This window comes from Ochrobactrum sp. C6C9 (genome assembly GCF_022627935.1).
GTDB lineage: Bacteria > Pseudomonadota > Alphaproteobacteria > Rhizobiales > Rhizobiaceae > Brucella > Brucella teleogrylli.
Genome location: NZ_JABXGB010000014.1, coordinates 79,526 through 92,679, shown reverse-complemented (window position 1 = coordinate 92,679; position 13,154 = coordinate 79,526). Strand labels below are relative to the sequence as shown.

The window sequence follows — 13,154 nt, the reverse complement described above, 5'->3', positions numbered from 1 at the left end:
AAAAAGTTATTACGGCGGGGAAATGCGAAAGGAGACAAGAAAATCTAATTGAAAATTTCTTCAAAATTTGAAGTAAAATTGAAAATGGAGAGTAAGAGATGCAAAAACTTCTGCACGAGGGAGTGGAAGTCGAAACATCAATTGACGGATACTCAGCCGTCGATTTTCCTGAAGTAACCGCCGAGAAACAGGAACGCAGAAATCCGGTGCATACAGTCGTTATTACACATTTCGAACTGGCCCGGATGATTGAAAGAGTGAACCGCCGCTTTGTGAGCCTTCTGAAGACGGAGCTTACCAAGTTGGGGGTAGAGGACATTGGCCCGGCACAGACGCTTGTTCTGATGGCGATCGGCGATGTCGAGCTCACTGTGGGTGAACTACTGGATCGCGGGCACTATGTCGGGTCCAACATTTCCTATTATTTAAAGCAGCTTACCGATGGTGGTTATGTCGATCGTGTCGCCTCCCAGCGAGACAAAAGGTCGGCGCGCATTCGTCTGACAGACAAGGGCGAACGCCTTTGCATGAACCTGAGAAACGCCAGCAGGGACTATCATCATATCCTTGCTCGCGATGACGATGATCTTAGAAATCTCGAAATCGCATACCAGACTTTACACAGGCTGGAATTGCTGTGGGGCAACGCCGCACGGTATGGCATTTGATGTTGATCGACGAAAAACGACCAAAAATCGTACACGTTTTGTGACATGCATATAGCTTTTGTGCACAGACGTGGATTTGGTCAGTTCGCTGCTTTAGCCGGACATCTGGCCGAGAGCGGACATGATGTAAGCCTGATTTGCGAAACGGTGGACCGTCGCCTCCCTGCGGTCCGCGTCATTCGCCACAGAGTTGAATCTGGTCCTCGCACCGATGGTGCGATGGCCAGATATCTCGAGGTTCCGGATCATCATACCCGGATCGGTTACCGTGTCGCCGAAACGCTTGAAGCGATGGCGCGACACGGTCAACCGCCGGACATAGTCATAGGTCATATCGGCTGGGGCAGCATGATGTTCGTCAAGGACGTGCTGCCCTCGACGCCCGCGCTTGGCTATTGCGAATTTTTCTATCGGGCGCATGGTGCGGATGTCGGCTTTGCGCCAGACGACAAGCCTGATGTGGAGATGCGGAAGCGACTGCGGCTTAGAAATATGGCGCAGCTCGTCACGCTTGAAAGCATGGATGGCGGTTTCAGCCCCACACACTGGCAAAAAAGCCTTTATCCGAAGGCGATGCAGAATCGCATCGCCGTCGTGCATGAGGGCGTCGATACCAAGGTTTTCTATCCCGACCGCCATGCATCTTTACAACTGCCGGACGGCCGCGTTTTGAAGGCCGGAGAATCGCGCGTTATCACCTTCGTGTCGCGCGATCTCGAACCCTATCGGGGCTTCCCGCAGGCGCTGGAGGCGGCGGCGAAAGTCATTCGCCAGAACAAGGACGCCATCTTCGTCTTCGTCGGCGGTGACGGGGTCAGCTATGGCACGCCGCCGGCGGGTGGAGGATCATGGCGCGAACATCTTTTGCGCAATCACGACTTGCCGTCCGACAGGGTGGTGTTTCTGGGGGCCATCCCCCATGCCGATCTGCGCAAGCTCTACCAGATATCGACAGCGCATATTTATCTGACCTATCCGTTCGTGCTGTCCTGGTCGGTGATCGAGGCCATGGCGTGCGGCGCCCTCATCATCGGGTCCGACACGCCGCCGGTGCGCGAGGTGATCCGTGCTGGTCAAAATGGTCTGCTTGTTCCATTTTATGACACGGATGTGCTGGCTCAAACGGTGCTGGATATCCTTGCCGACCCTGATGCTTGCCTTCAAATGCGCGCGGCGGCACGCCGAACCGTCGAAAATCGCTTTCGGTTGTCGGAATGTTTACGTCAGCAAAAAACGTTGATCGACGCAGTATTGAATGTTCGATGAGCAGTATGTGGCGACAATCGGGCATTCAAGGGTTTGTTTTATAATATAATAGCCCGCAATTCTGCGTATTTACGACGTACAATGAATATAGATGCATATTGTTTCAAATTTTGAATTAAACCACTTCCAATTATTCGCAATATTATCATATAGTTGATGCTATATCCCTGTTGACAATACATGGTCTGTATTTTCTCATTGTACTTGTAAGCCGAACCTCCCAATCGGCCATCAGACAATGGACGACTATGTTGAGCACACCACTTCCTGCGATCTCGGGGCGGAAGAACCGCCGCTATGCCATTGCTTCGATGCGTGATCGTGAAGCGCTGGAGGCGACTTCTCTGGGCGACGTGACTGCTTTCGTCGAAGGCGACGGCAAGCGTATGCGTCTGGCGAATACATTTCCACTCATCGCGGTTGCCGCTTCCGATGAAGGCGCACACGAACTGAACGCTATACTGCAGCAGCTTTATCGCATGCGCACCATACCGGAAGTGCCGGTTGTGCGCGTCGATGAGGCAGGGCCTGAAACCGTGCCCATGCTCGTGACCCAGCTGCTGGAAAGCAGTCTGGACCGACTTGTCGGGCACGTCAGCAAGGTGCATGCAGAACTTGCCATGCTGCGACGTGAGCGCGAAACGATGTTCGAGAATTACCGCGCTATCGAAGACGCCTTTCATGCGCGCAACTGGGATTCTTCCACCGAGATATTCAGCCACGCGCCTTTGGTCGATCCCAAGGATGAAGGCTTTGCGCGCCTGTTGCGCGAATCTGAGATCGAACAGCTTTTCCCGGTGTCGAGCTATGCCGTGTCGGGCTTTGCGCTGCATTTTCGCGATCTGCCCGCCAACCGCAACGGTCAACTGATTGTCACCCTGGACTATCTCGAAAACGGCGAGGGTATCGCCGAATGGCTGGTACCTTATGGCACGCTGCATTCGGAGTGGAACTTCTTCTCACTCCCGAAAGCCTGTGACGGCAGCCATCGCACCTTGCGGCTTCGCATCGCGGCGACGGGCGGCGTGCCGCCGGAAATCTCGCTGGGCAATGTGATCGCCAATGAGCGCTATGCTGCGCGTGCGCGCATTCCGCATGCCGATCTCGACATGCGCCCACTGGCGCTGCGGATTTTCACCGGTCTGCCGGGTGTGCGTCCGGCATCGCTGCCAAACGCTATTGTGCCAACATCGATGATCAACGGTCGCAAGGTGGATGATTACCGTCTGCCGATTGAATTGCTGCGCAACGTCACCAATGTGTCGGTGACACCGCTTACGCCGGATTTCCCGACGGTACGTTTTCTGGAACACGAAGACGCTATCGGTTGCCACCCGCTTGCAGAGGGGATCACCGCCGCTGCCATCCGCCGCGTGGTCGCGCCGGGGACCGTGCGGATTTCGGCCCGTGCTGTGATCGATCACCCCGAGGGCCAAGCTTGCGCTGTCGGTCTGCTGCTCGTCAATCTGGCATCGGATGCGCAGGAAGAAATCGGTGCGCTGGCTTCCATGGACCGGCGGCGTTCGCAGGTGCTGTTCAGCGGCTGGTCGGAAGTGGCGCCCAATCGTCCCATCGACATCAATTTCATGCTGGAAGAACCCATCGACCGCACGATGGACCTCATCGTGCTGAGCAAGGCGGCAGGCGATTCCGTCGATTTCTCATGGCTGAAAGTGTTCAACTTCCGGCTGGTCAAGCACATCGAAGCCAGTCCCGCCCAAGAGGCGCTGAAAGAGGCCGCGAATGTACGATAGATCGAAGGATTTGATCGTCATCGCCATGCCGCTCTACGGCCATGCGGCGCTGGCGCTTGAGGCACTGGAATCGATCCTCGCGTCGCAGACCGTGTTCCGCACACAGATTGTTGTGTCGGTCGATGGCGATCCGCGCCGCGAGGTGTTTGACAGTCTGGCGCTTTATTCCACAGCCCATCCGAACATCCATGTGATATTCGGCGAAAACGCCGGCCCGGGCGGCGCGCGCAATCGCGCTGTTGAATACATTCTGGACGAGATGCCGGACGTCAAGGCGGTCTACTTTGTCGATGCCGACAATCGTGTGCAGCCGCACACCATCGATACGCTTTACCGCAAGCTTCTCGCGTCGAATGCGGGCTGGGTTTATACGAATATCGATACGTTTTCGGTCAACTGGCGTGCCCATTACGGCGACAGCTATTCGCGGCTCATCCACTGCATCACGGACAATATCTGCGATACGGGGTCGATGATCTCGGCGGATGTGTTCCGCAGCGGTGTGCGCTTCGATGATGACCGCCAGAACGGATTTGAAGACTGGGAATTCTGGCTTTCGGCGATTGAGGCAGGCTTTGTTGGTACGCCGTGCCATGACACCGGCTTCGAATATCGTCTGCGCGCAGAAAGCCGCTTCAAGGAAGCCAATCGCGACCGTTCTGGTTCGATCAATTTCCTGCGCAAGCGACATAAGGCGCTGTTCCGTCGTCCTACTCTGGTTGGTTTCGAGCATGAGGAATGCCCGCGCTATGGCGTCATTCGCGCAGGCGAGGGAACGGTCAGTTTCTTCACCGATCCGAGCCTTGGCGCGACCGATCTCAAATTCGATGATGCGATCCGGGCCTTCTGGGGCAGTGTATCGGAACCCGATAATTTCCATTTCCCGCCATTCCTCGCCTCATCCAATACCGAGACGCTGAAACTGCTGGCGCGCTCGCGTTTGTTTCCGAACATTCTGTCGCGATTGGAGAAGCTCGCCGAGCAGGCCAATATCGTTTTCGTGGAACTGACGAATGTCGAAAACGAGCGGCGGATCGATACGGAAATCATGCCGTCCGGCACGCGGCAGCCGCATGCCGATCTGATTTTCGTTTCGACCCGACTGATCCGGGACATTATCGAGAACGATGCGCTGAATTGGTTCGCCTCGCTCGGCACGCAGCAATTGTGGCCCACATCGGCGCGGATGAAAGTGCGCTTTCCATTTCCGCGGGTGCGCCAGCGGCGCGCTTTGTCGCGACCGGAACAATCCATGCTCAATCTGGTCACGTCGATTGCCACAAGCCCGCTCAAGCAGAGCGCGGCCATGCGCTGGACGTGGCGTCCGCGCCGTCTGCCCGCTTTGTCGGACATGTATCAGGTGCTGCGTGACGAGCTGGGGGGCGGGCCCGTCCTGCCGCTCGGCCATAATCCAGCGAAGAAAAAGACAGCTGCCGTTTTGGTTCCAAACGCATCGTTTGGCGGCGCGGAAAAGGTGGCCTATGCCGCAGGCCGCGAATTGAAGAATCAGGGCTTTGAAACCCATCTCTTCGTCCTCGGCAATGAACGCATGGACGTGCTGGACGAGTTCGACCAGTCCTTCGATTATCTCCATTTGTGGAAGGATGGTATTCCGGCGTGGGGCGATACGAACCGTTTTCTGGGGCAGGATTTCATCACCGAGGATCATCCGCTCGACTGGAGCATTCTCCGTGGTCAGCTTTCAGGCTTCGATCTGGTCGTGAACAACCACGTCATGGCCGCACATCCGCTGATGGGCAAGCTTCGATCCGAGGGAACGCGCACGGCCTGTTATCTCCATGTGGTGGACGAAACGGTCTTCCGCCGTCAGGCTGGACAGCCTTATGCGGCCATCGCCTTTGAACATGCCTATGATGCGTTTCTCACCTGTTCGGATCAGCTGAAAATCTACCTGCACAGTTTTGGCGTGCCGTTCGAGAAAGTGTTCTCGGTGCCCAATGGCGCCAGCTTCTCAATCGATGCGAAGCAGCGCGCGCAGGTGACGGCTGCCCGCAAGGAAGGCCGCAAGGGCCGACCGATGCGCATCCTCTATATGGGCCGCCTTGACCGCCAGAAAGGCATCGACCGGCTGCATGACACGATCATGAAGCTGAGAGAGCAGGGCATCTCCTTCGACGCGCAGGCGATTGGTGGAGAGATTTTGTCCGACGATCCGAGCGCATCCTGGATGACGAAGCTGCAAGAGGCGGGTGTCCGCGTGTCGCCGCCGGTCTTCGACGGCAGGGACATCGCAAACCATCTTGCCTGGGCCGATGTGCTTCTGATGCCTTCCCGTTGGGAAGGCGCGCCATTGATGATCGCCGAAGCACAACAGCTTGGCTGTGTGCCGGTTGCAACAGCGGTCGGTGCGGTCGACGAGCTCATTAATCATGGCCGTGACGGCATCCTGATCCGCAATGGCAATGATGCGCAGATCGTCTCCGACATGACGCGTATCCTGACCATTCTTGCGCAGGACAGTGACGCCTTGATGCGCACGGCTGAAGGCGCGCTTGCCTCGGCGGCGCACCGCACATGGAGCGCTGCGTTTTCCGACTTCACGGACTGGGCCAATGAAATCAGCCCTGTCTATCCGAAATCCCGGTCTTCCCAGCCGGACGTTGCAGATGATGCCAGCGCGATTGCCGTTCTCCCCGGCCGCGCAGTTGCCTGATCATACCAGAAAGGTCGACCTATGAGCCGCCCAGCCAACCCACGAATTCTCGTCACCGGCATTCCGAGCCATTTGACCCGCCTCATCCAGCGCGCGGACAAAGCGCAGGTTTATTATTCGGAAAAGCAGCGGGATTCGGAATCCAAGGATAACTTTATCCAGGAACTGAAGAACATCAGCAACACGGGTAATTATCTGATTGGAGAGGGCGCCATGACCGCCCTTCTGCCATCTGCAAAACATGTTCCCTTCTGGCATCTTTATAACTGCATCAATAACGGGACTGGTCTCGAAGAGATCAACAAGGAATTCGACATCTGCGTCTTTACCTGCGCCAATCTGTTGCGCAAGGGCCTGTCAGCGGATGCTGAAGCACTCGTCCTGTCCAAGCTCGACATGCCGGTGGTGATGCTCGGTATCGGCATTCAGAATCGTCCGGACATTGAAGGTGAAGACGGTCTGCCAGCAGGCACGAAGAAGCTTCTCGAAGTCCTGAAATCCCGTGAGCATTATTTCCTCACGCGCGGCGAGAATGCCGCCGGTTATCTGCGCGATCAGGGCTTTTCCTATGTTCGCCCGGTTGGCTGTCCGTCGCTCTATTTCCGTCCCGACAATATGCGCAAGGCAATCAGCCGCTTGCCGGATGTGAAAGTGGGCGAGGGTCGCACCGTCTTCACCGGCTATATGGGCGCGGAACTGGAAACCATCGGAGACATGAATGCACTTAGTTCCGATGATGGTCGTTCGGCCTATGTCGTGCAGGATGAGCTTTTGCATTTCGACATGCAGCTTGAGCCAGACGCCAATGGCCGCGCCTACGATTCGACCACAGGCGAACTGGTCGGCCCGCTCACCTATAAGGGCTCCGGCGATCTCAAGAAGAAGATCAGCGTTCACGCTTTTCTCGACACCAATCAGTGGCGTGCCTGGTGCTCGACCATGGATTTCTCCTTCGGTCGCCGTTTCCACGGCAATGTCATTTCCATGCAGGCTGGCGTGCCGAGCCTGATGGTGGCTGTCGATGATCGCATGCGCGAAATGCTGAATTTCTCCGGCCTGCCGAAGATCGACGCCCGCGATCTCAACGCCGCCAACGACCGGCGCGCATTCGTGAGCGATCATATTGCGGCGATGAACATCCCCGACGTGATCGAAAAATATTCGGACCGCGAACGCAACTTCCGAAGCGCCCTTTCAGAAATCGGCATTGGATAGCTCCCAATCCACGAGCCGTTTTATAACTCCAGCGAAGATGGATCATCATGCGCATAATGATTACCGGCATTCCGTCATATTTGATGCGGACCGTCGAAAGTGTTTCCGGGGCGAGCGTGAAGCATCGCCCCTATTTCGAACCTATCCGCACGAAGAAGGATGTGATCGATCAGGTCAAGAAGATTGCCAATACAGGTAATTATCTTATCGGTGAGGGCGCAGCCAACGCCGTGCGCGGCCACGACGTGACCTATGTTCCGTTCTGGCATCTCGCCAACAGCCTCAATTCACCGGACACCTATGCAAAGCTCAATGAGAGCTTTGATCTTTGCCTGTTCGCCTCGGCGAATCTCTTGCGCCCGGGCTATGCGGCAACGACCGAATCCTTCGTCTTTGAAAAGCTGAACATGCCGATTGTCGTCATGGGTATCGGTATTCAGAAGAAGGAAAATCTGAAGGAAGAGCTGCCGGAAGGCACGCGCCGCTTCCTTGAAATTCTGCGCCGCAAGGAAAGCTTCTTTCTGACCCGTGGCCATTTCACGGCGGAATTCCTGAAGGATGCGGGCATGAAATATGTCCGTCCGACCGGCTGTCCATCGCTTTATTATGCACCGGACCAGATGAAACGCTCGCTGAGCCGTCTGGCTGATCCAAGCCTTGCGGACGCGCAGAAAATCTCTTTCGGCGGCTATCTCGGCAGCGTTGCTGATACGATTGTGGACGCGCATGCGCTGCTCGAAAAGGACAGTGTCGCAAGCTATGTCCTTCAGGACGAAGTGATCGTCTACAACATGAACATGGCGGGTGAAGACCACTCCGAAGCCTATGATCAGGCGGCAAGCCGCATCACGGCGCCTGTCGAATACAAGCATATGGAAAAATGGCAGCGCAAGAATGAGCTGCTGGTGTTCTTCGATACGCACAAATGGCGCAGCTGGATTTCCAGTCAGGATTTCGGCTTGAGCCGCCGCTTCCACGGCACGATCATCGGCATGCAGTCCGGCATTCCGGGGCTGATGATCGCCGTCGATGACCGAATGCGCGAAATGCTGGGTTTTGTCGGTTTTCCGCATATTGATGCCAGCGTGTGGAACCGTGAACCGCAGAAAAAGGCTTACCTGCGCGACTTCCTTTCGAAGATCGATGTGCCCGCCGCCATCAATCGTTATTCGGAATGCGAAGCCAATTTCAACGGCGCGCTGAAGGATATCGGTATCCGATGAAACTGACGGTCAGGAGCACCGGGGGCAGCAAACGGGCAATTGCAGCGCTTTTGGGTGCTGTCCTGCTCAACATCGTGCCGAACGGTGCTCTTGCCGATACGCGCTTCGGCGTCAACCGGGTCAATATGGCCTGGTTGCCCGCTGGGGAGCGCGAACAGATCTTCGACCAGATGGTGAAGAATGGCGTTGTTGCCGTGCGGCTTTCGCTGACGCGGCCAATCGACCAGAGCATTGATGCAGTGCGGCTTGCGCATGAGAAGAAGCTCGCAGTCCTGCTGGAAGTTTCGCTGAACAATGTGGACTTCTATCCGGAAGGCACAAAGCCGCGTTCAGGGCGAGGCCGTATCTGGGACATGTACCGGCTATCGGATATTGATCCGAAACGCTTTCAGACAGCGATTGGTGATGCGTTGCAGAAAATCGACGCGCTTGGCGTGAAGCTGATCGGTGTCGAGACCGGCAACGAAATCAACTGGGGCGCCTATAATGGCGATCTGGCCATTCTGCCGAAGGAAAAGACAAAGACCGCTCGCTCGCTGAGCGAAATGGAAGAACTGCCTCTCGTGGAGAAGGGCGCGGAGAAATATGTCGAACTGCTGCGCGTCGTTCGTACCGAACTGGCGAAAACCAGACACAATGCGGGCGCAAAGGTGGTTTCAGCGGGGCTTTCGGATATCCCCTTTGCCGACGCAGATCGACGCGGGATCGATACGGTCGATCCGGCGGCCTTCACCGATCTTCTGAAAAAGCACGGCCTCGATACGGTGGCCGATGGCTACGGGATTCACATTTATCCCGGCAGCAGTGGAACGCGGGCGGCGCGGGCCAAGCATGTCGATAAGGCGCTTTCCTTCTGCGGCGGTGCCGATGGAAAGCCGTGCTGGATCACGGAATGGGGCTTTGCCAACAAATCCAAGGCCTGCCCGGCAGATGACAATAACCGCCAGCAACTGGTCGAGAAAGCGCGGGAACGCTTTCGCCAGATGATGGATAGCGGCCAGATCGCGGCTGCTTATTATTTCGATTGGGATGAGGGAAATTACGGCGTCTGGCGCTGCGGGGCTCTGACCCCTGCAGGTCAGGCCGCAACGGTGACGAAATGAAACTCAAGACTGTAATCATTGGCGGTTCCAACACCGTCATGCTGCCCGGCTATCTGCCGACCCTGCTTTCAACCATGGCGCGACGCGGGGTGGAGTTGGATATCGTTGCCGATCTGGCGGTCGGCGGTACGACGAGCGCGCTCGGTCTTTATCAGCTGAAGATTTTCGAGCAGCTGGAAGACTGCGAATTGCTGCTGATCGAATATGCGATCAACGACGCTTTCGTCTATGGCGACGAGCGCAGGCCCTTCCGCCATTGGGCGCGGTTCTATGAAGGGATTATCCGCTATGCATTGGAGCGCAATCCGAACCTGCGTATCGCAACGCTCGTCTTCGGTGCGCGCAACGGGTCTTTCCTCAATTCGGTTCCGTCTATCGATGCGGGCATCAATTACATCTCGCAATGGTATGGCACGATCTGCGCCGATGTTTCGCGCATGCTGATGCAGCAATATGGTCGCGATGCCGTGACCAACCCGTCTTTCTATCTCGATCAGGGGCATTATTCGCGGCCCATCGCCACCACCATCGTCGCCAACCTGATTGCTGATGTGCTCGAACCGGCGCTCTCCGCGCCCCATCGTCCAAAGGCGCTTCCCTTTGCAATCGATCCCGACCACTTTGCCAATGCACGCGCCTTAAGTGGCGAGCAGCTATGCAAGCGGCTGGGGCGTGTTCCGGTGGAATATAGCAACCGCCGCTTTTCCATTTCCGCCCTGAACCTCGGCAATGAGCGTATGCGCTTTGAAGTGGACAACGGCCAGTTGCTGGCGGTCGGCTATGTCTGCGATCCACGCATTCCGCCGCTCGATGTCAAGATCCGCGACGAGCTGCACCGCGCAGCGATGATGAAGGGTGGTGTGCGCGACGGAACGTACAAGTTTCTCGTCTCCATGCTGAGCTTCGAATTTCTCTACGGCACCAATCTTCTCGACGCGCGGGGCAATGTCGCGTTGACGCTTTCCGGTGCGGATAGCGATGTCGAACACAAGCTGCATGTGCCGAAGGATAGCGTTCGTCAGGATGAACTGCCAGCCGAACCTGTTCTGCCGATCACCGGCATATTGTTTTCCGGCAATCTGAAAGTCATGTCGCTGGAGAAAAAGACTGAGGTTCGCGAGGTCGTCGCGGAAGCGGCGCAATAAGCGCTATTCCACGAAAATCTTCACGCTTGCCGCGCGGCCTGCGGCGTCGATCACGGTCAGGGTCGAGTAGCCCGTGCCGTCCGGTTGCCATGTGGCGGTGCGGCGGCGTTCCGGCTCTGCCACGGGCTTGCCGTTGGCGAGCCAGCGAAACGGTGCGCGCCCGCCCTGCAATTTCAGCACCAGCGGCGATGCGGTTTCAGTCAGTGCTTTTAACTCCACATGCGCGCCATCGGGCGGAAAAATGATGCGCGGTGCGGGTTCGGTTGCGGCTTTCAGCACAGGGAGCGGATCGCTCGCCGACGAAAACCGTGTCTGCGTAACAGGCAAATCGGCACGGGCCGTGCGGAATGTTCCGGCTGGCGCGCGCGGCAATGGCACGGAAACCACGCCCGACTTGACGAAAGCATCGAACAAAATTGGCGCGGCGGATGCATAACCGGCAAGCCCTGGCACGGAACCGCCATCGGCGCGCCCGACCCAGACGCCGAGAACATAACGCCCGTCATAGCCGACCGACCATGCATCGCGATAACCATAGGATGTGCCGGTCTTGTAAGCGAGGCCACGGCGGGGTGCCCCTTGAGGAGGCACGACACCGGCCAGAATATCGCCGATCTGCCATGAGGCTTGTTCTGTGAGAATAGGGCCGGACGGTTGCGTCGGCTCTGCCATTTCGGTTCCGTCGCGCAAGGCGGCTCCACGTCCGCCATTGGCAAGGCCGGTATAAAGCTGCACCAGATCGCGCAGGCTGATCCCGGCGCCGCCAAGCCCGATGGCGAGACCGGGTGATTCGTTCTTGGGCAGTTGCAGGCTGACACCCGCCTGCCGAAACCGCGTGGTCAACCGGGCAGGACCGATAGCGTCCAGCAGGCTGACGGTCGGGACGTTCAGCGACATTTGCAGCGCCTGACGGATACTGACATCGCCCTGATAGCTCATGTCAAAATTGCGCGGGCGATAACCGGCAAAGTCCTGCGGGCGGTCTTCGATGATGGTTTCCTGCGCAATCATGCCCTGTTCGAAGGCCAGCCCGTAGATGAATGGCTTGAGCGTCGATCCAGGCGAGCGCACGGCGCGCGTCATGTCGATCCAGCCTTGCCGTCTGCCATCGAAATAATCCGCGGACCCGACTTCGCCGAGAATATTGCCGTTGCGGCTATCGGCCAGCACCATGGCCACTGACACTGTGGGTCCAAGTTTTGATGCCGCCTCGCGGGCCGATGCTTCGAGACCCCGTTGGACGGATTTCTTCAGCGTCAGTGTGTGGCGGGCTTCTGTCGGCGCTTTCTTGAGCGCCAGATCTGTAAAGTGTGCCGCAAGGGCGGGTAAAGCATGACGGGCGGCGGAGATCGCCTCGCGCTTGCCGCGTTCGGCTTCGTCGTTGGTCAGAACATCGGCCTGAACCATTCGCGTCAACACGCGATCACGCGCCATGCGTGCGGTGCTGGCGGCGCGGTCCGGACGACGACGTTCCGGCAATTGCGGCAGCGCGACGAGCATTGCGGCTTCCGATGTGGTGAGCCGCAGTGGCTCCTTGCCGAAATAGGCAAGCGATGCTGAGCGCACGCCTTCCAGATTGCCGCCATAGGGGGCAAGTGTCAGATAACGCTCTAATATCTGGTCCTTGCTCAAACGGCGCTCGATTTGCATGGCGCGGGCAAGCTGGCGGAATTTGGAGCCGAAGCTGCGGCTTTCGCGTGGTTCGATGAGCCGGGCCAACTGCATGGAGAGGGTGGAGCCGCCGGACACGATGCGTTGGTTGCCTGCAAGCTGCACCGCTGCGCGCGCCAAGGCCCAGAGATCGATACCGCTATGATCGTAAAAGCGCTTATCCTCATAGGCGATCAGCATTTTCACGAATTTCGGATCGACATCTTCAATGCGTGTATTGAGACGCCAATAGCCGTCCGGTGTCGCATAGGCGCGCAACAATTCACCGTCACGGTCCATCACTTCCGTGGAAATGGTCAGGCGTTCAGGCAAGGGTGGAGGAAAAGCGCGGTCGAGCCAGTCAAGGCCGACCGTCGCAACGGCGGCGATGCCGAGAACTACGGCACCGCCAATTGCTATTTTCCAACGCCGTTTCATATCTTATCCGAAAGCCCG

The 13,154-nt window shown here is 57.3% G+C and carries 9 protein-coding genes; 8 read left to right on the top strand and 1 reads right to left on the bottom strand.

Annotated elements, in window-relative coordinates; all coding sequences use genetic code 11:
* Positions 1 to 98 precede the first annotated feature (98 nt).
* The 8 genes from HWD97_RS13265 to HWD97_RS13230 all read left to right on the top strand — a co-directional run bounded on the left by HWD97_RS13265 (position 99) and on the right by HWD97_RS13230 (position 11,048).
* Positions 99 to 668, top strand: coding sequence for a MarR family winged helix-turn-helix transcriptional regulator (locus HWD97_RS13265; RefSeq protein ID WP_109367445.1), 570 nt, complete (start codon positions 99 to 101; stop codon positions 666 to 668).
* A gap of 45 nt (positions 669 to 713) precedes the next feature.
* Complete coding sequence (locus HWD97_RS13260) at positions 714 to 1,934, top strand: glycosyltransferase family 4 protein (RefSeq protein ID WP_371835105.1); 1,221 nt, start codon at positions 714 to 716, stop codon at positions 1,932 to 1,934.
* Between the two features lie 248 nt (positions 1,935 to 2,182).
* Complete coding sequence (locus tag HWD97_RS13255; RefSeq protein WP_371835104.1) at positions 2,183 to 3,688, top strand: DUF6212 domain-containing protein; 1,506 nt, start codon at positions 2,183 to 2,185, stop codon at positions 3,686 to 3,688.
* Positions 3,678 to 6,362 (top strand): glycosyltransferase, encoded by a 2,685-nt coding sequence (locus HWD97_RS13250; RefSeq protein ID WP_371835103.1) that lies wholly within the window; start codon positions 3,678 to 3,680, stop codon positions 6,360 to 6,362. Before HWD97_RS13255 ends, HWD97_RS13250 begins: the two co-directional genes overlap by 11 nt.
* A 21-nt stretch (positions 6,363 to 6,383) precedes the next feature.
* Positions 6,384 to 7,577 (top strand): polysaccharide pyruvyl transferase family protein, encoded by a 1,194-nt coding sequence (locus HWD97_RS13245; protein WP_109367441.1) that lies wholly within the window; start codon positions 6,384 to 6,386, stop codon positions 7,575 to 7,577.
* Positions 7,578 to 7,624: 47 nt separating this feature from the next.
* Positions 7,625 to 8,800: a polysaccharide pyruvyl transferase family protein gene (locus tag HWD97_RS13240; protein WP_109367440.1), complete on the top strand. Its 1,176-nt coding sequence runs from the start codon at positions 7,625 to 7,627 to the stop codon at positions 8,798 to 8,800.
* Positions 8,797 to 9,903 (top strand): glycosyl hydrolase, encoded by a 1,107-nt coding sequence (locus HWD97_RS13235; RefSeq protein WP_235858989.1) that lies wholly within the window; start codon positions 8,797 to 8,799, stop codon positions 9,901 to 9,903. The genes HWD97_RS13240 and HWD97_RS13235 overlap by 4 nt, the downstream gene beginning before the upstream one ends.
* Positions 9,900 to 11,048, top strand: coding sequence for an SGNH/GDSL hydrolase family protein (locus HWD97_RS13230; RefSeq protein WP_109367439.1), 1,149 nt, complete (start codon positions 9,900 to 9,902; stop codon positions 11,046 to 11,048). The genes HWD97_RS13235 and HWD97_RS13230 overlap by 4 nt, the downstream gene beginning before the upstream one ends.
* A 3-nt stretch (positions 11,049 to 11,051) precedes the next feature.
* On the opposite strand, the gene pbpC is transcribed toward HWD97_RS13230, so the two are convergent.
* Positions 11,052 to 13,136, bottom strand: a complete 2,085-nt coding sequence (gene pbpC, locus HWD97_RS13225) for a penicillin-binding protein 1C (RefSeq protein ID WP_109367438.1) — start codon at positions 13,134 to 13,136, stop codon at positions 11,052 to 11,054.
* Between the last annotated feature and the right edge of the window lie 18 nt (positions 13,137 to 13,154).